Genomic DNA, 21,793 nt, shown 5'->3' on the forward strand with positions numbered 1-21,793 from the left:
TCTCCTTGGGGATCAGCGGGTCGGTTGGGGGGCATCCGCGGCGGCCAGGATCGCGGCGCGCAGGGCCCGCTTGTCGATCTTGCCGACCGGGGTCAGCGGCATCGCGTCAAGAAAGGCGAACCGGTCGGGCAGCTTGTAATCGGCCACGCCCGCGGCGATCAGATGGCGGCGCAGCGTGACCGGCCGCAGCGGCTGGCGCAGCACAAGACAGGCGCAGCTGCGCTCGCCCAGCCGCGGGTCGGGTTCAGAGACGAGCGCGGCCTGCATCACCTCGGGATGGCGCAGCAACAGCGCCTCGATCTCCTCGGCCGCGATCTTCTCGCCGCCGCGGTTGATCTGGTCCTTGACCCGGCCAACGACGCGCAGATAGCCCGCGGCGTCGCGTTGCACCAGATCGCCGCTGTGATAGAAGCCCTCGGCGTCGAAGGCGGCGGCATTCTGCGCCGGGCTGCGGAAATAGCCGCGGAACGTATAGGGCCCGCGCACCCACAGCTGTCCGGTCTCGCCCGGCGCGCAGTCGCGGCCCGTGGCGTCGCGCACCCGGATCTCGTCATCGGGGCTGATCGGCCGTCCCTGGGTGGTGAAGATGCGCTCGGGCGGATCGTCCAGACGGGTGTAGTTCACCAGCCCCTCGGCCATGCCGAAGACCTGCTGCAAGGCGCAGCCAAGCAGCTCCGGCACCTGCCGGGCGAGCGCCTCGGCGAAACTCGCGCCGCCGACCTGCAGCAGCGCCAGGCTTTCGGGCACCGCAAGCCCGCCGCGCACCGCCTCGAGCCAAAGCCCGACCGCCGAGGGCACCAGCGCCACCATCGTCACCCGATGCCGGGCGATCAGCTCGAAGCAGAGCTGCGGCTCGGGGTTGGGCGCCATCACCACGGTGCCGCCGGCATGAAACACCCCAAGCGCGCCCGGCGAGCTGAGCACGTAGTTATGCGGCGCGGGCAGCGCACAAAGAAACACCGTATCCGGCGTCAGCGCGCAGATTTCGGCGCTGGCCCGGATCGAATAATCGTAATCGTTATGGGTGCGCGGGATCAGCTTGGGCGTGCCGGTGCTGCCGCCCGAAAGCTGGAAAAACGCGACCGCGCCGGGATCGATCCGGGGCAGCGGCACCGTCTCTTCGGCCCCACCGTCCCCGGACCCCCCATCCTCAACCCCGTCGGGCGCGGCCCAGGCGGCAAGATCCCGCGCCGGGTCGGGATCGTCGAGATAAAGGCACAGCGCCAGCCGATCCGAGCGCGCGCGCAGCTCGGTCGCGAATCGGTCGTCGTGAAACAGCGGATGGCAGCGCGCGGCGATCAGCAGCCTGGGGCGCAGCTGTTCGGCATAAGACCGCAGCTCCAGCGCGCGATGGCTGAAAAGCGCATTGACCGGGGTGATCCCGGCCTTCAGCAGCGCAAGGAAGGTGACGAAGAACTCGGCCCGGTTCGGCAGCTGCACCAGCGCCGCGTCGCCCGGGCGCAGCCCCCGTGCCAGAAGCCGCCGCGCCAGCGCCGTGGCCATCCGGTCCAGCGTGCCATAGCTGATCGCGCGCGCGCCGCAACGGATCGCGCAGGCCTCGGGCCGTTGCCGCGCCTGGGTTTCCAGCCCGCGCGTCAGCGGCGCATCCAGCCAGTAGCCCTTTTGCCGGTAGCGCTGCGCGAGGTCGTCCGGCCAGGGGGTGAAATCGGTCATTGCAAATCGGTCCGTTCGGGGCGGCGCCCGCAGGCCACAGGTTGACGGGCGGCTATAGTTGAGTATTTATATCAACAAATGTCAACTGGGTGAGATCCGATGCCTGACCTGACGCCGATGCAGACCGCCTGCTGGATCAACGGACATGCCGCCGGGCGCGATCCGCAGGCCCCTTCGGCGCATCTTTATGTCGAACTTGAACCCCGCAGCGCGGCGCAGCCGCTTCAGCCCGCGCGGCTGGCGCAGGCCTTTGCAGCGCTGATCGCGCGGCATCCGGCGCTTCGGCTCTCGGTCTCGGCCGAGGGGTGGGCGGCGATCGTGCCCCCCGGCCCCGGCCATGCGCTGCGCCAGCACGACCTGCGCGGGCGTGACGCGCAGGCGGTCGAAGCGGCGCTGGCGCGGCTGCGCGAGGACAAGACCCACCAGCGCCTGCCGCTGGCGGCGGGTCAACCCCTTGAGGCAACGCTCAGCCTGCTGCCCGGGGGCGGGCACCGGCTGCATCTTGATCTTGACATGGTGGCGGCCGATCCCTCCTGCCTGCCCGCGCTGCTGGAGGATCTGGCACAGCTTTACGAGGACGGCCCGGGGAACGCCCCGGACCCGGACCCCGCCGACCGGCCCGGGCGGCCGACCGATGCGCAGGCCGTGGCGCGGGCGCGGGACTGGTGGCGGGATCGTTTGGCCACCCTGCCCGAGCCCCCGCGCCTGCCCGCCCCGGACCCCGCGCCAGCTGACCGCCGCCCGCGCAGCACGCGGCTGGCGGCGACGCTTGATCCGGCGCAGGCGCGCGGATTTCTTGCCCAGGCCCGGGCGCTGCGGGTGACGCCCTCGGCGCTGGCGCTGGCGGTTTTCGCGCAGGAACTTGGCCGGGCCTGCGGTCAGACGGCGCTGCGCCTGACCGTGCCGATCTTTCACCGCGACGCGGCGGAGCCGGAGATCGGCGAGGCCTCGAACTTCACCCTTCTGGGCCTTGCGGGGCTCGGGGACGATCTGCCCGTTCTGGCGCGTCGGGTGCAGGCGGGGCTGGTGCAGGGCATCGCGCAGGCCGCCTGCCCCGGTCCGCAGCTGCTGCGCGACCTTGCCCGGCAGCTTGGCCGGATGCCCGCGGCGCCGGTCGTCTTCACCGCCGGGCTGGACCATCCGCGCGGCTCGATCCTGGGCGAGCGGGCGCGGCGCGTGCTGGGCGATCTGGTCTGGAGCGTGTCGCAGGGGCCGGGCGTGGCGCTGGATGCGCAGATCGCCCGGCTTGGCGAGGGGATCTTGCTGAACTGGGACCTCCGGCTTGACCTGCTGGACCGCGACTGGACCGAGGCGCTTTTTGCCCGGGTGCTCGGGCGGTTGCGGGCGCTGGCGCAGGCGCCGGTACCGCCGCGCAGCTGGCCATTGGCGCCGCTGCAACGGGCCTATCTGATGGGGCGCGAGACGGTGCTGCCGCTGGGCGGCGTGGCGATGCAGGAAGCGCGGCTGTTTCGCGGCACGCTTGACCCGGCGGCGCTGCGCGAACGGCTGTCGCAGCTTGTCGCGGCCCATCCCGCGCTGCGGCTGCGCGTCGAGGCCGCCACCGGCCGCCAGCACTGCCTGCCGCGGATCGATCTGCCCTGGACCGCGCTGGATCTGACGCAGGCGCCCGATGCCGCGGCGCGGCTTGACGCTTTCTGGGAGGACTTCGCCACTGCGCCCTGCCCGCTGGACGGCACCCTTTGGCAGGTCGTCGCCGTGCAGATGCCCGCGGGACAGCCGGATGCGCTGGCGGTGAAATTCGACGCGCTGGCGCTGGACGGTCCGGCCATCGCGCAGATCTGCGCTCAGATGCTCGCCCCCACCGCGCCCGGGATCGCGGAGACCGCCGAGCCGCCCCGCAGCGCGCCGATGGAGGCGGCGCCGCGGCCCGCCGATACCGCCTATTGGACCGCGGCGCTGGCGCAGATCGAGGAGCCGCCGCGGCTGCCCTGGCGCCTGCCGCTGGACCAGCTTGGCCCGGCGCGGCGGCGGCGCAGCACAAGACGGATCGACGCGCCGCAGGTCGCGGCGCTGCGCCGCATCGCCGCGCGGGAAAAGCTGTTCCTGAACACGCTCCTAAGCTTCACCGTGCTGGAGGTGCTGGCGCGGTTCACCCCCGATCTGCGGCTTTGTGTCGGCCTGCCCACCGCCCCGGCGCTGGAGCGCACGGGGCTTGGCAACCGCTCTTCCTTCCTCGTGATCGACCATGCCGTCGGCCCGGGTCCGGCCGCCGCGCGGGCCGCGGCGCTGCAGGCGGAAACGATGCGGGCGCTGGCCCATTCCAGCCTGTCGGGCGTCGATCTGGCCCGTCTGCTGCTGGCCCGCACCGGCGCGGCGCTGGCCCTGCCCGTCGTGCTGACGAACGGGCTGAGCTGGCCGCTGCCCGACCCCTCTGCCCCGCTGCGCGAGGTGGCCGGGCTGACCCAGACGCCGCAGGTCGCGCTGGATCTGCGGCTGCTGCGCGCGGCCGGGGGCGGGATCGAGATTGCCGCCGATTACGCCGAAACCGCGCTGGCGCCCGAAACCGTCACCGCGATGCTGGACGCGATCGCGGCGGCTTTGGCGGCGATTTGCGCGGCAGGCGCGCTGGTGCTGCCCGATCCGCTGGTGCCGGTCGCGCTGCCCGCGCAGCGCGCCGAAATCCCCGACCCAGTGCCACATCTGCCGCGCCTTGCCGCGCAGCTGCGCGCGGGCCGGGGCACGGCGCTGATCTGCGGCGAAAGGCGGCTGAGCTATGCCGAGCTGCGCCGCGATGTCGAAGCGTTTCTGGCCGGTCTTGCCGCGCAGGGCATCGGTCCCGGCGACGTGGTGGCGATCGAGCTGCCGCGCGGCCCCGATCATGTCGCGCTGCAGCTTGCCACCGCGATGGCCGGGGTGATCCGGGTGCCGATCGACGCCGCCGCCCCGCCCGCCCGGCGCGATCAGCTGCTCTCCCGCGCGGCCCCGGCGCTGGTGGTGTCGCAGCGCGCCATCGCCGGTTTCGCCGCGATCCCGCCCGAGGCGCTGCGCAGGCCCGGCGGCGCCCTGCCCGACGATGCGACGCTCGCCGCGCGCAGCCTGAGCCGCGATCCGGCCTATTACCTCTTCACCTCGGGCAGCACCGGCACGCCGAAATGCGTGGTACTGAACAACCGCGCCACCGCCAACGTGCTGGCGCAATCGCTGCAGGCCTGGCAGGTGAGCGACGCGGATGTGCTGCTTTCGGTCACGCCGCTGCATCATGACATGTCGGTTTTCGATGTCTTCGGAACGCTTTGCGCCGGGGCGACACTGGTCCTGCCGACGCAGGAAAAGGATGCGATGGACTGGGCGCGGCTGGTCGCGACGCAGGGGGTGACGCTTTGGGTTTCGGTGCCCGCGATCCTCGAGATGCTGCTCGCCTGTGCCCGGCCCGACCAGCTGGCGACGCTGCGGCTGGTGGCGCAGGGCGGCGATTACATCAAGCCCGCGGTCATCGCCCGGCTGCGCGCGGAGCTGCCCGGGGCGCGGCTTGTCTCCCTGGGCGGGCCGACCGAGACGACGATCTGGAGCATCTGGCACGAAATCGGCACCGCGCCCGAAAACGAGCGGGACGAGATCCCCTATGGCCGGGCGCTGGCGGGCGCCGAATATCGGATCTGCAACCCTTTGGGCGAGCCCTGCCCGCCCGGCGTGCCCGGCCGCATCCACACGCTCGGTGATTGTCTTGCGCTTGGCTATCTGGAGGACGGCCGCCTGGTGCAGACCGATTTCATCGCTCTGGCCGGGGATGCGGGCCCACCGCGGCGGGCCTTCCGCACCGGCGATCTGGGCAGATGGCGGGCGGACGGGGTGATCCTGTTTTCCGGCCGCCTCGGCAGCCATGTCAAGGTGCGGGGCGTGCGCGTCAGCCTGGCCGAGATCGAGGCGGCGCTCGCCGCGCATCCGGGGCTGCGCGCGGCGATGGTGGTCGATCTGGTCGCGGGAGACGGGCGCGAGACGACGCTGGCGGCACTCTATGCCTGCCGCGCGGGGGCCGAGATCCCCCCCGGCGCGCTGCGCGCCTTTCTGCGCCAGACCCTGCCGCCGTCGCATCTGCCCGACCGCTTCGTGCCGGTGCCGGACCTGCCGCTTTCCGCCAATGGCAAACCGGACCGCGCCGCCGGGCGGCGGCTGGCCAGCGCCCCGCCAAAGCCGCCCGTCCCCGCCGCAACCGCCGAAACGCAGGCCGATCCGGCGCTGGTGGCGCAGGTTCTGACGCTTTACCTTGAGCAGCTCGGGCCGCGAAACGGGACGGCGGCGATGGCGGGGGCGACGGCGGACAGCCCGCTGCTCGATCTCGGGCTTTTGCCCGACGATCTTGCCCCGATCGCCGCGGCGCTGAACGCGCGTTTCGGCACGACCCTGACGCCCGCGCAGCTTCTGGCGCCGCGCAACGCCCGTGCGGTGGCGGCGCTGATCGCCGCCGCGCCCGCCCTGCCCCCAGCCTGAAATCCCGACCTGAAATCCCCGCCTGTTTCCTCAAGGAAGGCCCCTGATGCCCGATCCGACACCGACCGCGCGCCCCTGGCACGCCCTGACGCTGGCGCAACTCGATTTCTGGGAGGAATTCCGCTTTCACCCCGACCGGCCCCTGTCGACCGTGGCGCATTGCACGGTGATCGAGGGCGATCTGGACGAGACGGCGCTGATCGCGGCGCTGCGCCAGCTGGCGCAGGAGGCCGAGGTGCTGGCGCTGCGCTTTCGCGACGGACCCGAGGGGCCGCGCCAGCAGATCGACCCCGCGCGCATTCCGGTGCTGCGCTATCACGACCTGCGCTACGAATCCGATGCCGAATCCGAGCCCGAGGCCACGGCGCGCAAGATGATGGAACGCGACATCGCCGCGCCGATCGATCTGCGGCAGGAACCGCTCGCCGCGCTGTGGCTGCTGCGGGTCGGGGACCGGCGCTGGCTGTGGTATCTGCGCGGCCATCATATCGGGCTTGACGGCTATGGCGTGGCGCTGATCGAGCGGCGGGCGGCGGCGCTTTATGCGCAGGCCCGCGGGCAGGTGGCCGAACCCGGGCCGCTGCGCCCCTTCGCACAGTATCTGGAGGAGGAAGAGCGCTATCGCGCCAGCCCGCAACATGCCCGCGACGGCGCCTGGTGGGCGCAGCATCTGGCGGGCGGACCAAAGCTTGCGGTGCTGCGCAAGGGCGCCGAGGACTATGGCTGCAGCGCGCTTGCGGCCGAACCCGCGCTGCCTGCGGAACTGCCCGCCGCGCTGGCGCGGGCGGCCGCGGCGGCGGATCTGGGCTGGCCCGACCTGCTGACGCTGCTCTGCGCCGCCTGGCTGGTGCGCGATCTGCCCGAAGACGGGACCGGGCGGGCGATCTGGCTGCCCTACATGAGCCGCCTTGGCAGTGTCGCCGCGACGATCCCGGCGCTGGTCGTCAACATCCTGCCGCTTGTGGTCACGCGCCAGCCGGAGGAGACGCTTGCCGCCTGGCTGGGCCGCAGCGCCGCAAGCCTGCGCCAGCTGCGGCGGCACGGGCGCTACCGGGTCGAGCAGCTGGCCGCCGATCACGGCCTTGGCGCGGGCGAACGCTTCTTCTTCTCGCCGCTCGTGAATCTGCTGCCGTTCGACCCGCCGCGTTTCGCGGGCTGCCGGGCCCGGCGCGAGGTTCTGGCCGCAGGCCCGGGCGACGGGTTCAACCTGACCTGCGCCGCCGCGGCCGATGGCTCCGGGCTCGCGCTCTGGATCGATGCCGACCCGGCCTCGGCCGAGAGCTTCGACGCGGCCTGCACCGGGCTTGTGCCCTTCCTGGCGCGGTCCTGCGCCGAGGGCGCGGCCGAAACCCCGCTTGCGGCGCTGCTGACAGGCCCCGCCGCCCCCGGCCATCCGCGCCTGCCGCCGCGCGTCCCTTCCGTCCGGCCGATCGCCGGGCGGCTGGAAGACGCATGAGCCGCCCCGAGATTTCCCCCCGCCCCCAGCCAGCCCCGGCCCCGGCCGCGCAAGCCCTGCCCTTTCTCCCCCCACCGCAGGAGCGATGATGACCGAACCCGGACCGCCCCCCGACAGTCTTTCCCACAGCCGCCCCGCCCGGACCGACGAGGCGCGGATCTGGCTTGCCGCGCAGCAAGGCGCCCCGGATCTTGCCCCCGCGATCTGCACCGCGACCCTGCCCCTGCCCGGCTGCGAGCCCGGCGCCGTCATCGCCGCGCTGGTCGAGGGCGTGCTGGCCCGCCCCGAGTTGACGCGGCGCTATCATTTCGACGCCAGCGGCGCGCTGCGGGTCGAACTTGCGCCGCGCGGGCCGGACCTCTGGCTGCGGGCGCTGCGCGCCCCGCCCGAGGCCGCAGCGGCGATCGAAGCGGTCGCCGCCGAACCCTGGGATCTGGCCCGGGACGCGCCGCTGCGCTTCGTGCTGGCGCTGGCGCCCGAGGCCGCGGCGCTCGCGCTGATCCGCCATCCGATCGCCGCCGACCTGCCGGAAAGCGCGGCTTTGCTGGCGGCGCTCGCCCCGCAGGCGCGGACCGAGCCCGCAACCGATCTGGCCCGGATCGAGGCGATCATCCTCGATACCTTCCGCGCCGCGCTCGAGGCGCCGCAGATGACCGCCTCTTGCGATTTCTTCGATCTGGGCGGGCATTCGCTGGTGGCGACCCGGGTGATCGGCCAGCTTGCCGCCGAACACGGGCTTGAGCTGCGCTTTGCCGACATCTTCACCCATCCGACCGCCGCCGCGCTGGCGCCGCTGGCCCGGCCCGCAGCGGTCGCGCCGCCGCCTGCCCCGGTCGAGATCCGGCGCAGCGCGCCCGACCCCGTCGAACGCGCGCCGCTTTCGCTTGCGCAGCAATCGCTGTGGAAGATCCATGCCGCGCTTGGCTATGGACCGGCCTTCAACATTCCCTTCGTGCTGCGCTTTCTAGACCCGGTCGACGAGACGGTCTTCGCCGCCGCCTTCCGCGACCTGCTGGAACGGCATCCGGCGCTGCGCAGCCGGTTCCGGTCCGAGGGCGACACGGTGCTGCAAGAGACCGTGCCGATGGCCGAGCTCGACCGGCTGGACTGGTTCCGCGCCTCGGGTCCGGTCATCGACGCCGCGCCGGTTCTGGCCGCCGAAGCCGGGCATGTCTTTGATCTTGAACGGGAGCTGCCGCTGCGGCTGCGCTTCTTGCGCACCATCGAGGGGCAGATCCTGTCCTTCCTGTTCCATCATGTCGTGCTCGACGAATGGTCGGTCAACCTGATGATGGCCGAGCTGGCCCGGGCCTATGCCGCCCGGGCAGCGGGACAGGCCCCGGACTGGGCCGCCCCGGTCGCGCCGTTTCACGCCTTCGCCCGCGCCCAGGCCCGCGCCGGCATCGACGCCCGGTCACTGGAACATTGGGTCACCGCGCTGCGCGACGCACCGCCGCCGCAGCCGATCCGCGCCCCGGGCGCCGCGCCGCGGCCCGCGCCCCTCGGGGATGCAACCCCGGAAGATGCCACCGCAGGCGGCTGGTGCGAAATCGCCGTGCCGCCGGCGGTCTGCACCGGGCTGCATGCGCTGGCAAAGACCTGCTCGGCCTCGCTGTTTCACACCGTCTATGCGGCGATCTCGGCGGCGCTGCAGCGGCTGGCCGGGCTTGAGGCGCTGACCATCGGCACCTCGGCCGCGGGGCGCACCGATCCGGCCTGGTTCGACACGATCGGCTATTTCACCACCGTCACCGCGCATTGCCTGCGTGCCCCCGGCGATGCGACCCCGCGCGCGCTGATCACCGCGGTGCGCGACCAGATCACCGCCTCGATGCCGCACAGCGAAATCCCGATCGATCTGGTCGAGGCGGCGCTTTCAGGCGGCACCGCACCCCTTGATGCGCATATGTTCGAAGTCTTCATCCAGATCCACGCCCAGAACCGGCTGAACGGCGCGCTCCCGGGGCCGCAGGGGCCGATCCGCTTCCGCCAGGTCGATCCCGACAAGGCCGGATCGGTGCTTGGCCTGCAGTTCGAGGTGGTCGAGGACGTGATCGAAGGCGCGCGCGGATTGCGGGTGATGATGAGCTATCGCCACGCTCATTACGACGCCGCCGATGTCGCGGCGCTGGTGGCCGCGGTCGGGCGCAGCTTCGCCGCCTTCGCCGGCGCCGAAGCCGCCGACCGGCCGCTCGACGCGCTGCTGCCCTGATCCGGCGGGCGCCCGCAAGCGCCCGGCCCCGAAGACCGTCCCGGGGCCGGGCTGTCGTTCAGAAGGTCATCTTCAGGCCGACGCCGACCGAGCGCGGATCGACCACCGTGCCCTGCAACGTGCCCTGCAGCGCGCGCAGATTGGTCACCGAACGATCGTCGAAGATGTTGTTCACATAGGCGAAAAGCGACAGATCCTCGCGCGGGGTCCAGGTCACCCGGGCATCGGCCACGGTATGCGCATCGATCAGCAGCGCCGTCGCATTGGTGTCATCCGAGAAATAGGCGTCGGTATAGCGCACCGTCCCCGCCAGCGTCACATCGGGACGGATCGCCCAATCCGCGCCAAGGCTGAGCGTGCGGCTGGGCGCGCGGCCGAACTCATGCCCTTCGTAATCGGCCAGCGCATTCTCGAAGCTGACGATTTCGGTGTGCAAGAGACCAAGGTTGCCGCGCAGGGTCAGATCATCGCGCGCGGCAAAGCTGAAGCCCAGCTCCAGCCCGTAGGATTCCGCCTTGTCGGCATTGACGGTCACCGCATCGGTATAGCCGCCCTCGATCACCGAGGTCACATAGCGCTGCGCATCCTTCATCCGGCTGTAAAACAGGTTTCCGGTCAGGTCGAGCCGCTCGTCAAACAGTTTCGTGCGGCCGAAAAGCTCGTAGTTCCAGACCGTTTCCGGCTCGAAGGTCACATAATCCTTCGACACGAAACCAAGCGTCACCCCGCCCGGGTTGTAGCCCTTGCTGACCATCGCGCCGATGCTGGTGGTGTCGTTCAGGTCATGGGTCAGCGCAAGCTTGGGCAACCAGGCATCAAAGCTCCGGTCATAATCCAGCACATCGGGCGTGAAGCTGGAGGTGCCGCGCCGCTCCACCGCATCGCGCTGATAGCGCAGCCCGCCCGTCACCATCCAGTCGGGGGCGAAGCGATAGTTCAGCTCGGTGAAAACCCCGGTGCTGCGCTTTTCGTCCTCATAGACGGTCGAGCCGCGCAGGTTCAGCGTTTCGTCGGTCTTCGTCGAGGACAGGAAAAGCCCCGCCAGACCGCTGAAGGTCGACATCTCGTCGCCAAAGGTCAGCCGGGTCTCGTTCGAGACGATGTCCTGATCGTTTTCGGCGCTGCCCGAGGTCACCGGCTCGGTGATCCGCGAGGTCTGCACATCGGCCACGCGCAAGCTGTTGACGATCTTCACGCCATTGCCGAAATCCTTGCTCAGATCCAGCACGGTGGCATTGCTGCGCAGATCCCAGCTCGGGTTGCCGGTGACGGTGCTTGCCAGATCCTCATAGGGCGCCATCGCCGCTTCCCAGGTCGGACGGCTGGTGTCGATATGGGCGAAACTCAGCTTCGCCTCGAAACCGGAAAGCCCCGCAGGCTGCCACAAAAGCTTGAAACGCAGCGTTCTGGCGTCGAAATCCTGATCGGTGCGCCCCAGCACAAAGCGCGGGTTGGTATAGGAAATATAGGTGTCGCGGGCCGAGTAATCCACCGAAAGCCGCGCCGCCAGATCGGTCGCGACCGGCCCCGAGACCACCGCCGAGACGCGGCGGCGGTTGTCGCTGCCATACTGCAGCTGCACCGCGCCCTCGCGGGTGAAGCTCGGGTCTTTCGTGGTGACGATCATCGCCCCGGCGATGCTGTTGGCGCCCTGGGCCACCGTTTGCGGGCCGCGGAACACCTCGATGCCGTCCACGTCCCAGATCGCCGCGGAACTCCAGACCAGCTCGTTATAGGTCAGGTAATGGCCGTCGACGCTGACCGCCATGCGCGGCACGGTGCCGCCGAAAAACGCGGTGGCGCCCGAGTTCGGCCCCTCGCTGTCCTGACCGCGGATCGTCGGCGCCCCGCCCTGACCGCCCGCGGCGGGAGTGGTCACGTTCGCCATCCCCTCCGCGGCCTTGGCAAGGCTGTCCTTGCCGGCCTCGTTTGCCTTGGCCACGGCGGCGGCGTCGAGCGCGCTCACCGACGCGGCGGTGCGCTGCAGGCTGCGGGCCAGTTTTTCGCCCGTGATGACGATCGTGCCCAGCGAAAAGCTGTCCTCGGCGGCCTCTTCGGCGAACCCGGTTTGCGGGCTGAGAACACACAGGGCCGCAATGCTCGCGCCGCGCAAAAGGCGCGCTCCTTTCAGTCGTTTCATGCTGCTTTCCTTGAAATGGCGACGGCTGGCGTGAAACGGCTGGCATCGGATGGGACGGCCCGACCGCAAGTCTGCGGCCGGGCCGTCACGTTTACGCGTTCCGGCCGCAGCGAAAAGCGATTCCCGACAAAAATACTAAGCTTGTTGCAATTTGGTCGCGACAGGCCTGTCCGGCCCGCCGATCCCGCCCCAGTTGCAGGGCAAGGCCAGGCAAAGCTTGACGGGCATGGATATCTTAGTATTTTGCTCGGCAATTAAGACCAGGGCAAGCGAGGCCGGACGCAGGTTTCGGCGCAGCACCCCGGGCCGGAGGAAGCATGAATCGCCGCCAGTTTCTGATCACCAGTCTTTGCGCCTCCGCCTTGCCCGGCCGGGCCGCGCACGCCCGCACCGCCGAGGGCTGGCCGCGGCGGCTTGCGAATGCCGATGGCTCCGCGACGGAGCTGCCTGCCCCGCCCGCGCGCGTGCTTTCAAGCTCGGTCACGCTTTCGGGCAGCCTGCTGGCGATCGGGGCGCCCTTGATCGGCTCCGCCACCACCGCGTATGGCGGGTTTTTCGCGCAATGGCAGGCGGTTGCCGAAACCCGCGGGGTCGAAAAGCTCTGGCCTGCCGGGTCGGTCGATCTGGAGGCGGTCTGGGCGCTTGCCCCGGATCTGATCGTGGTTTCCGCCGGGGGCGCCGATTCCGCGCTGGCGCATCGGCAGGCCTTGGCCGAGGTGGCGCCGGTTCTGGTGCTCGATTACGGCGCGCTGGACTGGCAGGAGCTGTCGCGTCAGCTTGGCCGCGCCACCGGCCGCGAGGCCGAGGCCGGGGCGCTTCTGGCGGGCTTCACGCAAGAGCTGGAGGCGACGCGCGCGCGGCTGATCCTGCCCGCGGGCCGCGCCAATATCATCAGCTACAACGGCGCGGGCGCCCCCAATCCGATCGCCACCGCGACGGGGGTGCATGGTCAGCTGCTGGCGCGGCTGGGCTTCACCCTCGAAGATCCGCCACAAAGCTGGCAGGAGACCGGCGCCACGGCCTCGGCCGATTTCATCCGCGCCAGCTACGAACATCTGACCGCACTGCAGGCCGAGACGACCTTTCTGCTGTCGGGCACCAGCGCTGACGCCGCCCGGTTTCTGGCCGATCCGATCCTGGCCAACCTGCCCTCGGTCCGCAACGGGCAGGTCTACGGGCTGGGGCCGAATTCGTTCCGGGTGGATTATTACAGCGCGCAAGAGATCGTGGCGGGCATCGCGCAGCAATTCGGCGGGGCCTGATCATGCAACCCCCGCGGGCGCGCCTGCTGCTTTGGACGGCGCTGCTGTTCCTGCTTTGCACCACGCTGGCCAGCCCCTTCATCGGCCCGCGCGAGATCGGGCTGCGGGTGACGCTGGCGGCGCTGAGCGCCTTTGATCCGGGCGACGGCGCGCATCTGCTGGTGCGCGAACAGCGCCTGCCGCGGGCCTTCCTGGCGCTGGTCGTGGGGGCGGCGCTTGGTGCGGCGGGGGCACTAATGCAGACGCTGACGCGCAATCCGTTGGCCGATCCGGGGCTTTTGGGCATTTCCGCCGGGGCGACGCTGGCGATCGTCTGTCAGATCGCGATCTTTGGCCATGTCGAGGTGACGGCGGCGCTTTGGGCGGGCATTCTCGGGGCGGCTCTGGGCGGCGCGGCGGTTTTCGGGCTCGGCGGGCTTGCGCGCGGGCATGATCCGGTGCGGCTGGTGCTGGCCGGGGCGGCGCTTTCGATCGTGCTTCTGACCCTGACCCGGGTGATCACCGTCAATGCCGAGGCGGCGATCTTCGATCAGTTCCGCCATTGGGCGGTGGGGTCGTTGCAGGGGCGCGGCTGGGCGGTGCTGGGGCCCACGGCGGCGATCGGGGCGGCGGGCATTTGCGCTGCGCTGGCGCTGGCGCGGCCGCTGGATGCGCTGGCGCTGGGGCAGGAGTTCGGCCAGAGCCTCGGCGCCGATCCGCGCCGGATCTGGTTTGCCGCCGCGGCGGTGATCGTGGTTCTGGCGGGCGCGGCGACGGCGGCAGCCGGGCCGATCAGCTTTGTCGGTCTGGCGGCGCCGCATCTGGCGCGGCCCATCGCCGGACCGGCGCATCGGCCGCTGCTGCTGGCCTCGATGCTGACCGGGGCGGCTCTGGTGGCTTTTGCCGATCTGGCCGGACGGGTGATCGGCGCGCCGGGGCAGATTGATCTGGGCATCATGGCGGGGCTGATCGGCGGCGGGATCTTCATCGCGCTGGCGCGACGGCTGCGGATGGGCGGGCTGTGAGCGGCCCGGCCCGGATCACGCTGCGGCATCGGCGCTGGTCGCTGCGGCTGTCCCGGCGCGCCCTGGCGCTGAACCTGGGTCTGCTGGCCCTGCTGACCGCCGCCGGGATCGCCGCGCTGCTGCAGGGGCGGATTTCGGTCAGCCCGGCTGATCTGTGGCAGTTGCTGACCGGGGCCGCCCTGCCCCGCGCGGTTGCCCATGCGGTCTTCGACATCCGGCTGCCGAGGCTCTTGGTCACGCTGGGCGCGGGGGCGGCGCTTGGCGCCTCGGGGGCGGTGTTTCAAAGCATCGCACGCAACCCGCTGGGCTCGCCCGATGTGATCGGCTTCACCGCCGGGGCCGCCTCGGGGGCGCTGGTGCAGATCATCGCCTTTGGCGGCACGGGGGCCGATGTCGTGCCCGCGGCGATGGCCGGGGCGATCCTGACCGGGGCCGGGGTCTATCTTCTGGCGCGCAAGAACGGCCGCGTCGGCGCGCATCGGCTGGTGCTGACCGGGATCGGCGTCGGCGCGATGCTGAGCGCGCTCAATGCGCTTTTGCTGGTCAAGGGCGATCTGGACGCCGCGATCTCGGCCAATCTGTGGCTGGCGGGCTCGGTCGAGGGGCGGGACTGGGGCCATGTCTGGCCGCTTTGGGCGGGGCTTGTGCTGCTGCTGCCCGCGATGCTGTTCGGCATGCGGCCGCTGGCCCTGATGGCGATGGGCGATGATCTGGCCGGGCCGCTTGGCGTCGCGGTCGAGCGGGTGCGGGGGGCAATGCTCTTGGCCGCGCTGCTGCTGGTCGCGCTTGCCACCAGCGCGGCAGGCCCGATCGCCTTTGTCGCGCTGGCCGCGCCGCCGCTGGCGCAACGGCTTGGCCGGACGGTCGATCAGCCGCTTTTCGGCGCGGCGCTGCTGGGGGCGCTGCTGCTGACCGGGGCCGATCTGCTGACAAGGGTCCTGCCCGTCGGGGCGATGCTGCCGGTCGGTCAGGTCACCGGGGTTCTGGGCGGTCTTTATCTGATCTGGCTTTTGACACGGCAGGGATTCGCGGGGCAAAGGGGATGAGGGACGAGGGCAAAATCGCCGCGACCGGGATGCAAAGCCGGTTGCGCACGCAGGCGCTGCAATTGGGCTATGCGGGGCGGCGGATCTGCGCCGATGTCACGCTTGCGCTGCCCGAGGGGCGGTTTTCCGTCATCCTCGGGCCGAATGGCTGCGGGAAATCGACGCTTTTGCGCGGGCTGTGCAATCTTTTGCCGCCGCAGGCCGGGCAGGTGCTGCTCGATGGTCAGGCCATCGCGCGGCTGCCCGCGCGGGCGCTGGCGCGGCAGATCGGGCTTTTGCCGCAAAGCGCGCAGGCGCCCTCGGGGATCACTGTCGAGGATCTGGTGGCGCGCGGCCGCTATCCGCATCAGGGGCCGTTCCGGCAATGGAGCGCGGAAGATGCCCGCATCGTCGCCGAGGCGATGGCGGCAACCGGGGTGGCCGATCTGGCGCAGACCGAAGTCGATGCGCTTTCGGGCGGGCAGCGGCAGCGGGTCTGGATCGCGCTGGTGCTGGCGCAGCAGACGCCGATCCTGCTTCTGGACGAGCCGACGACTTTCCTTGACATCGCGCATCAGCTGGAGCTGCTGACGCTGCTGCAACGGCTCAACCGCACGCAGGGGCGCACCATCGTCGCCGTGCTGCATGATCTCAACCAGGCCTGCCGCTATGCGGATCATCTGGTGGTGATGGCGGCAGGCCGGGTGGTGGCCGAGGGCCCGCCCGCGCGGCTGATGACCCCCGATCTGCTGCGGCAGGTCTTCGGGCTGGAGGCGGTGATCCTCGACGATCCGATCAGCCACACGCCGCTGATCGTGGCGCGCTGACCCCGGTCAGCGCCCCCAAATCAACGCCCGACCGACCAGCGTTTCAGCGCCCCCTGCGCCGCCCACATCCGCGCATAGCGCCCGCCCGCGGCCAGAAGATCGGCATGCCGCCCCGCCTGCGCCAGCCGCCCGTCCTCGATCACCAGGATCTGATCCGCCCCGACGATCGTCGACAGCCGATGCGCGATCACGATCACCGTCTTGCGCGCCACCAGCGCATCAAGCGCGCGCTGCACCGCCAGCTCGCTTTCGGTATCGAGCGCCGCCGTCGGTTCATCCAGAATGACAATCGGCGCATCCTTGAGCAGCGCCCGCGCAATCGAGATGCGCTGCCGCTCGCCGCCCGAGAGCCTGCCGCCGATCTCGCCCAAAGGCGTCTGCCAGCCCTGCGGCAACCGCTCGATGAACTCAAGGCACTGCGCCGCCTGCGCCGCCGCCCGCACCTCGGCCTCGGTCGCGTCGGGGCGGCCCATGCGGATATTCGCCAGCACCGTGTCGTTGAACAGATAAACGTCCTGAAACACCACCGAAATCAGATCGTTGAGACGCTCCGCCGGGATCTGCCGCAGATCCACCCCTCCGATCTGCACCGCGCCCTCCTGCGGATCGAAATGGCGCAGCAAAAGCCGCGTCAGCGTGGTCTTGCCGCAGCCCGAGGGCCCGACCAGCGCGGTCAGCGAATGTTCGGGCAAAAGGGCGCTGAAGGCGCGGATCGTCGGCGCCCCGGCCCGGGCATGGGTGAAGCTGACCGCCTCGAAGCGGATGTCATGGCGGTCGGGCATCGCGGCGGGCGCCCGCTGCGGCAGAGGCGCCATCGCCAGCAGCGCGCCGATCCGTTCCAGCGCGGCCTCCATCACCTCCAGCATCGCGGTGTAAAGGATGAAGGTCGAAAGCGGCTCGGAGAGCCGCACCACGATCACGAAGACCGCCCCCAGCGCCGCCGGATCAAGACTGCCGCGCGTGACCAGAAAAACCCCGGTCATCAGCACGGCGAGCAGCCCCAGCTCGACCACGCTGGCCACAAGGATATTGGGCTTTGCCCCCTTGCGATGGCCAAAGACCTGAATCGCCTCAAGTTTCTGGAAGGTCTGCGACAGCCGGGCGGCCTTTTCCCCGGCCCGCCCCGCCGCGCGCAGGATCGCCAAGCCTTGCGTATATTCCAACACGTCAGCGCTTGCTTCTTGGTGCGCCTGACCGAGGATGCGCTTGCCCCGCCCCAACGCCGGACGCCGCCAGCGGTAAAGCGGCACGATCGCCGGAAACACCGCCAGCAGCAAAAGCCCCAGCCGCCAGTCAAACAGCATCAGCCCCAGCGCGGCGCAAAACGGCGTGACGACCGCGGCGAAGACCAGATTGAGCACGGTCAGCGCGTAAAGCAGGTTCTCGTCGACATTGCCGAGCACCACCGCGTTCATCTCGCCCGCGCGTTTGTCCTGCAGCTGTTCGAGCGGGATCTCGCGCAGCTTCGCCCCCAGCCGCCGGCGCAGCCGCCAGGTCGCCCGCACCATCCGGCCGTCGAAATCGAAGCCCTGCGCGCGCCAGCGCAGCGCCGAGGCTGCCCCCATCAGCACCAGCAGAACGGCAAACCACGAAAGCGCCCGATCCAGCCCGCCCGGCGTCGCCGCGGCGGTGAAAAGGGGCGCGATCACGGCGAGCCCAAGCCCCTGCAGCGCCGCCGCCGCGATCAGCCCGAAAAGCGCGCGCCGCAGCCCCGGCGCATCTTCCGGCCCGACGCTTTCCGCCAGTTGCCGGAAGGTCGTTGCAAAGGAACTTGCCCCCGACCGCCCGGCCGGTTCTTTGCCGATGACCGCCATCAGATCCCCTCCCGGGCCGCGCCAAGCGACCAGTTTTGCGCCGTTTCGTAATTCTGCCAAAGCCTTGCATAAAGCCCGCCCTGCCCCACCAGCGCCGCGTGACGGCCGCGCTCGACGATCCGGCCGCGCTCGAAGACAAGGATCTGGTCGGCATCGCGGATCGTCGCCAGCCGATGCGCCACCATGATCACCGTGCGCCCGCGCATCAGCTCGGACAGCGCCGCGATCAGCTCGGCCTCGTTTTCCGGATCGGCAAAGGCCGTCGCCTCGTCCAGCACCAGCACCGGACGATCCTGCAACAGCGCCCGGGCAATGGCGATGCGCTGGCGCTGCCCGCCCGAGAGGAACACGCCGCGTTCGCCCGCCCGGGTCTCGTAACCCTGCGGCAGGCCCATGATGAAGTCATGCGCCTGCGCCGCCCGTGCCGCCGCGATCACCTCGGCCTCGGTGGCCTCGGGGCGGCCGATGCGGATATTCGCCGCGATGGTATCGGCAAACAGAAAGCTTTCCTGAAATACGAAGGCGACCTGTTGCATCAGCCGCTCGGCGCCGATCTTGCGGATGTCATGGCCGCCGATCTCGATCTTGCCCGCGGTGACATCCCAGAACCGCGGCACCAGACGCGCCACCGTGGTCTTGCCCGCGCCCGAGGGGCCGACCAGCGCGGTGACACTGCCGCGCGCGACCTCGAAACTGACATCGTCAAGCGCCGGGGGCAGGTCGGGCGCATAGGAAAACCGCACCCGGTCAAAGCGCAGCGCAGGCGCCGCGGGGTCAAAGGCGAGCGGCCCGGGCGGCATCGCCCCGGCCTCGTCCAGATCGGGGGCGGCCATCACCTCCTCGATCCGCGCCACGCTCAGCCCGACCTTTTCGATCATGTGGCGCAGCATCATCATCGGCATCATCGCCTCGGCCATGCCAGTGCAGGCCAGAAGCACCCCCAGCCAGCGCGGCACCGACAGATCGCCCATCGCGCTGAACCAAAGCCCCGCGCCCAGCACCAGCGTCAGCGTCGGCATCGGCCCCAGCATCAGCCAGGAGAACCGCGCCGGAAAGCCCGCAGCGCGATACCAATCGAGCATCACCGCCAGATAGCCGTCGAGCGCCGCCTGATAGCGGCCGAAACTGCTTTGGCCGCTGTCGAAATTGCGCACCACCGGCATCGCCTGCACATATTCCACAACCGCCGCGCTGACCTTTTCGCGCGCCGCATTATAGGCCCGCACCATGTCGCGCCGCCGCCGCTGCGCCCCGCGCAGGATGCCCCAGCCAAGCACCAGCACCGCCAGCGCCACCAGCGCCAGCCGCCAGTCGAACAGCAACAGCAGTGCAAAGGTCACGACCGGCGTGACATAGGCGCGGGCATAAAGCGGCGTGCTGTCGGCGACAAAGACATGCAGCGCCTTCACGTCGTCATGGATGACCTTGGCCAGCGCGCCTGCGCCCTGCGCCTCGACATAGCCCAGCGACACCCGCGCCAGCCGGTTCGCCAGACCGATGCGCAGGATCCGCTCCAGCCGGAAGGCCGCGTAATGCGCCTGGTTGAAGGCGCCGAGCCGGGCAGCATAGGACGCAACGGTGCAAAGCGTCGCCGCAGCAAGCGCGCCCCAGGGCATGGTGCCGGGCCGTTCCAGCAGCGCGCTGACCACCAGCATCAGCGACACCATCACCCCAAGGGCAGCAAGCGCCGAGCCCGCCGAGATCGCCATCGCCAGCCGGATCTGCCCCTGCACGGGTTTCAGGATGCGCCAGGGCGAAGGCGGCTTGCGCCCCGCCCGCCGGTCCGGTGCCTCTGTGTCCGCCTGTGCCGAAACCGCCATCTGCCCGCCTTTTCCTGCATGACTGCAATCTCTGGCTGAGCTGCGGCAAGGCACAGCATGGCTGACGCGCGAAATCTGACGGCTCGGCCCGGGAAAGGCAAGCCGTCTTCTCCGATTTGGGCACGGCGAAGAGCGCGGCCCTCGTCAGGCAAGGCCTGCGGGATCGATCCCCACCCGGTCGCGGTCGATGAAGGGCGCTAGAATGGGTTCTCCAGCTTGGCTCCGGTCGGGGCAAAATCGCTGACATTCCCGGTCACGACCGTCGCACCATGGCGAAGCGCAGAGGCGGCGATCATCAGATCCGCGCCATTGTGACCGATGGCGGCGGAGAGCTGGCCCCAGATCCGCGCATCCTCCGCTTCGAACGGCAGCAGACGGTCGGAGAACAACAGCACCGTCCGATCCAGCCAGAGGCGAAGGTCGCGGGCAAAATCAGGATCCCGCGGTTCCTGCAGATGAATGCCACGCTCGATCTCGCCCAGCGTGATGACGCTCAAGAACAGGTCCTGCTCCGCCCTGGCGCGCAGCCAGGCGGCCACTTTCGGGGCGCGGTCAGGGCGACGCACCGCAGAAATGACATTCGTATCAAGAATATACATCAGAAGTCTACATCGCGCAGGGCAACCGGGGCCCGCGGCACGTCAGGACCGGGGAACGCCATCAGGTGATCGGCAAAGCTTTCGCGCGCTTTCACCGCCCCCGCCAGAAGGCGTCGATAATCCTCTACGGAAACAACCACCACCGCGGGCTTGCCTCTGCGGCTCACCTCTTGCGGCTGGCCCGCAAGCGCGGCTTCAACCACCGCGCTGAACTTGTTCTTGGCATCCTGAACGGTCCACATTGGCGCACCTGTCTAGCTACATGGCTAGACATAAACCTGTGGTTGCCGCACCATTTCGTCAAGTGCAGTCGCGCAAGGGCGTCAGGTAAGGCGCAGCCCGTATCCCGGCGCTTCCAACGCAAGAGCAGCCTCAAGACGGGCCATGTGATGCGTGCGGACATAGGCCGCATGAAAGGCCGACGGCGCCCGAAGCGACAGCTCTTCCGCCATCTCCTCCACTTCGAGGGTTGCAAACCAGGCGCGATAGATGTTCGCGTCTCCCTCCTGCAGGCGCCGCGCGATCCGGGGCCAGACCCCCTCCCCTGCCGGCAAAATGGCCTGCGGAAAGGGGATCACCTTGCGATCCTCGGCTTCGGCACCGGGTCCGTCAAGCCGCTCGACCAGATCGGGGCCGACCATTTCCCAACTTGCCCGGGTGTCTTCCAGAATGCGCGAAATCCCAAGGCCATAGACCGTCACCCTGCCCCGCGCCGCCGGCCGCTTCTCGATCAGCCAGCCGCGTTCGCGAAAGGCCGCCATCTCGCGCTTGACCGTCCGGGTATCCACCGACCAAAGCCGGGCGATTTCGTTCTGCCCGACCGAGAGCTGATCGTTTTGCCAGTTGTAGCGGGCCGTGATCAGGCAGATGAGACGCAAGGTTTGCCGCTGCAAGGTCTTTCCTTGCGACAGCGCATGCACGCCAAGGATCGTCAGCAGATCGTATTTGCGCGTGGCTCCGCCGCGACCGACGGCCTTCTTCATCAACATGTCCTGCCCTCGGAGACGATGCCCCACCGCTCATGAAGTGGCAGTCAGGTTGTTATCCTGCAAAGAGGTCCGAAGAACGTTGCTCCTCAACTCTCTGCGCCACTGCCAAGCGTTATTTGTTTCGTTGTCGGCATTAGCGTCCTGCCGGGCGATTCTGTCAAGAGGGGCTTCGGCGTTCCGCGGCTCGGATGCGTCGCAGCGGCGCTCAAAATCAAAAAGAAAAGGTTCTTAATGGTATTGGGGGACATCCAGACTGTCCCCCAATCGGGGCGGAAATGTCCCCTCAATCTTTGGATGAGGGCGCGAAATGTCCCCCCAAGATTTGCGGCCGCGCGCCGATCCTGACCCGGCTGGTCCGGTGTTTCGCGCGCCGCTGCCGAATCGCGCAGGTGCCGGAAAAGCCGGGGGATTTCGGCGTCGAGGCAAAACACAGTCCAAGCATAACTTAGGTTTTGATGTTTTGGCAAATCCGTCGTATTTCAGAAATCACAAACAATCTACGTCCAGACAATGGAACCGAGC

Annotated in this window: 14 protein-coding genes; 7 read left to right on the forward strand and 7 right to left on the reverse strand. The window is 69.8% G+C overall.

Annotation, left to right across the window (positions count from 1 at the left end; genetic code table 11):
- Window positions 1-12: 12 nt before the first annotated feature.
- On the reverse strand, window positions 13-1,674 hold the full coding sequence (locus AC4PTB_RS19535) for a (2,3-dihydroxybenzoyl)adenylate synthase (protein WP_492192886.1): 1,662 nt from the start codon (window positions 1,672-1,674) through the stop codon (window positions 13-15).
- A gap of 99 nt (window positions 1,675-1,773) precedes the next feature.
- On the opposite strand from AC4PTB_RS19535, the gene AC4PTB_RS19540 reads away from it, so the two are divergent.
- From AC4PTB_RS19540 to AC4PTB_RS19550, 3 genes are all read left to right on the forward strand, one after another.
- On the forward strand, window positions 1,774-6,123 hold the full coding sequence (locus tag AC4PTB_RS19540; RefSeq protein WP_492192887.1) for an amino acid adenylation domain-containing protein: 4,350 nt from the start codon (window positions 1,774-1,776) through the stop codon (window positions 6,121-6,123).
- Between the two features lie 46 nt (window positions 6,124-6,169).
- Window positions 6,170-7,579, forward strand: coding sequence for a condensation domain-containing protein (locus AC4PTB_RS19545; RefSeq protein WP_492192888.1), 1,410 nt, complete (start codon window positions 6,170-6,172; stop codon window positions 7,577-7,579).
- Window positions 7,580-7,667: 88 nt separating this feature from the next.
- Window positions 7,668-9,791, forward strand: coding sequence for a condensation domain-containing protein (locus AC4PTB_RS19550; protein WP_492192889.1), 2,124 nt, complete (start codon window positions 7,668-7,670; stop codon window positions 9,789-9,791).
- Window positions 9,792-9,849: 58 nt separating this feature from the next.
- On the opposite strand, the gene AC4PTB_RS19555 is transcribed toward AC4PTB_RS19550, so the two are convergent.
- The gene (locus AC4PTB_RS19555; protein ID WP_492192890.1) at window positions 9,850-11,931 is read right to left on the reverse strand and encodes a TonB-dependent receptor; all 2,082 of its coding nucleotides are present in this window, start codon (window positions 11,929-11,931) and stop codon (window positions 9,850-9,852) included.
- Between the two features lie 317 nt (window positions 11,932-12,248).
- On the opposite strand from AC4PTB_RS19555, the gene fepB reads away from it, so the two are divergent.
- Genes fepB through AC4PTB_RS19575 form a run of 4 tightly spaced genes read left to right on the forward strand, consistent with a single transcriptional unit; the run spans window position 12,249 to window position 16,049 of the window.
- Entirely contained in the window at window positions 12,249-13,193 is a 945-nt protein-coding gene (gene fepB / locus AC4PTB_RS19560; RefSeq protein ID WP_492192891.1) for a Fe2+-enterobactin ABC transporter substrate-binding protein, read from the forward strand.
- 2 nt (window positions 13,194-13,195) lie between these two features.
- Entirely contained in the window at window positions 13,196-14,197 is a 1,002-nt protein-coding gene (locus AC4PTB_RS19565) for a FecCD family ABC transporter permease (RefSeq protein ID WP_492192892.1), read from the forward strand.
- Window positions 14,194-15,243, forward strand: coding sequence for a FecCD family ABC transporter permease (locus AC4PTB_RS19570; protein WP_492192893.1), 1,050 nt, complete (start codon window positions 14,194-14,196; stop codon window positions 15,241-15,243). The genes AC4PTB_RS19565 and AC4PTB_RS19570 overlap by 4 nt, the downstream gene beginning before the upstream one ends.
- On the forward strand, window positions 15,240-16,049 hold the full coding sequence (locus AC4PTB_RS19575) for an ABC transporter ATP-binding protein (RefSeq protein WP_492192894.1): 810 nt from the start codon (window positions 15,240-15,242) through the stop codon (window positions 16,047-16,049). The genes AC4PTB_RS19570 and AC4PTB_RS19575 overlap by 4 nt, the downstream gene beginning before the upstream one ends.
- Window positions 16,050-16,069: 20 nt before the next feature.
- Here AC4PTB_RS19575 and AC4PTB_RS19580 read toward each other — a convergent pair whose 3' ends face one another.
- From AC4PTB_RS19580 to AC4PTB_RS19600, 5 genes are all read right to left on the reverse strand, one after another.
- Complete coding sequence (locus tag AC4PTB_RS19580; protein ID WP_492192895.1) at window positions 16,070-17,863, reverse strand: ABC transporter ATP-binding protein; 1,794 nt, start codon at window positions 17,861-17,863, stop codon at window positions 16,070-16,072.
- The gene (locus tag AC4PTB_RS19585; RefSeq protein WP_492192896.1) at window positions 17,863-19,683 is read right to left on the reverse strand and encodes an ABC transporter ATP-binding protein; all 1,821 of its coding nucleotides are present in this window, start codon (window positions 19,681-19,683) and stop codon (window positions 17,863-17,865) included. The genes AC4PTB_RS19580 and AC4PTB_RS19585 overlap by 1 nt, the downstream gene beginning before the upstream one ends.
- 197 nt (window positions 19,684-19,880) lie before the next feature.
- Window positions 19,881-20,282, reverse strand: a complete 402-nt coding sequence (locus AC4PTB_RS19590) for a type II toxin-antitoxin system VapC family toxin (protein ID WP_492192897.1) — start codon at window positions 20,280-20,282, stop codon at window positions 19,881-19,883.
- Entirely contained in the window at window positions 20,282-20,524 is a 243-nt protein-coding gene (locus tag AC4PTB_RS19595) for a type II toxin-antitoxin system Phd/YefM family antitoxin (protein WP_492192898.1), read from the reverse strand. The genes AC4PTB_RS19590 and AC4PTB_RS19595 overlap by 1 nt, the downstream gene beginning before the upstream one ends.
- Window positions 20,525-20,605: 81 nt before the next feature.
- Window positions 20,606-21,265: a DnaA N-terminal domain-containing protein gene (locus tag AC4PTB_RS19600; protein ID WP_492192899.1), complete on the reverse strand. Its 660-nt coding sequence runs from the start codon at window positions 21,263-21,265 to the stop codon at window positions 20,606-20,608.
- Window positions 21,266-21,793 lie beyond the last annotated feature (528 nt).

The sequence above is a fragment of the Rhodobacter sp. 4.3.4 genome (genome assembly GCF_058724655.1).

Bases quoted from the DNA above. Each gene is read 5' to 3' on its own strand.
- AC4PTB_RS19535 (WP_492192886.1), bottom strand. From the start codon at position 1,674: ATGACCGATTTCACCCCCTGGCCGGACGACCTCGCGCAGCGCTACCGG.
- AC4PTB_RS19540 (WP_492192887.1), top strand. From the start codon at position 1,774: ATGCCTGACCTGACGCCGATGCAGACCGCCTGCTGGATCAACGGACAT.
- AC4PTB_RS19545 (WP_492192888.1), top strand. From the start codon at position 6,170: ATGCCCGATCCGACACCGACCGCGCGCCCCTGGCACGCCCTGACGCTG.
- AC4PTB_RS19550 (WP_492192889.1), top strand. From the start codon at position 7,668: ATGACCGAACCCGGACCGCCCCCCGACAGTCTTTCCCACAGCCGCCCC.
- AC4PTB_RS19555 (WP_492192890.1), bottom strand. From the start codon at position 11,931: ATGAAACGACTGAAAGGAGCGCGCCTTTTGCGCGGCGCGAGCATTGCG.
- fepB (WP_492192891.1), top strand. From the start codon at position 12,249: ATGAATCGCCGCCAGTTTCTGATCACCAGTCTTTGCGCCTCCGCCTTG.
- AC4PTB_RS19565 (WP_492192892.1), top strand. From the start codon at position 13,196: ATGCAACCCCCGCGGGCGCGCCTGCTGCTTTGGACGGCGCTGCTGTTC.
- AC4PTB_RS19575 (WP_492192894.1), top strand. From the start codon at position 15,240: ATGAGGGACGAGGGCAAAATCGCCGCGACCGGGATGCAAAGCCGGTTG.
- AC4PTB_RS19580 (WP_492192895.1), bottom strand. From the start codon at position 17,863: ATGGCGGTCATCGGCAAAGAACCGGCCGGGCGGTCGGGGGCAAGTTCC.
- AC4PTB_RS19585 (WP_492192896.1), bottom strand. From the start codon at position 19,683: ATGGCGGTTTCGGCACAGGCGGACACAGAGGCACCGGACCGGCGGGCG.
- AC4PTB_RS19590 (WP_492192897.1), bottom strand. From the start codon at position 20,282: ATGTATATTCTTGATACGAATGTCATTTCTGCGGTGCGTCGCCCTGAC.
- AC4PTB_RS19595 (WP_492192898.1), bottom strand. From the start codon at position 20,524: ATGTGGACCGTTCAGGATGCCAAGAACAAGTTCAGCGCGGTGGTTGAA.
- AC4PTB_RS19600 (WP_492192899.1), bottom strand. From the start codon at position 21,265: ATGAAGAAGGCCGTCGGTCGCGGCGGAGCCACGCGCAAATACGATCTG.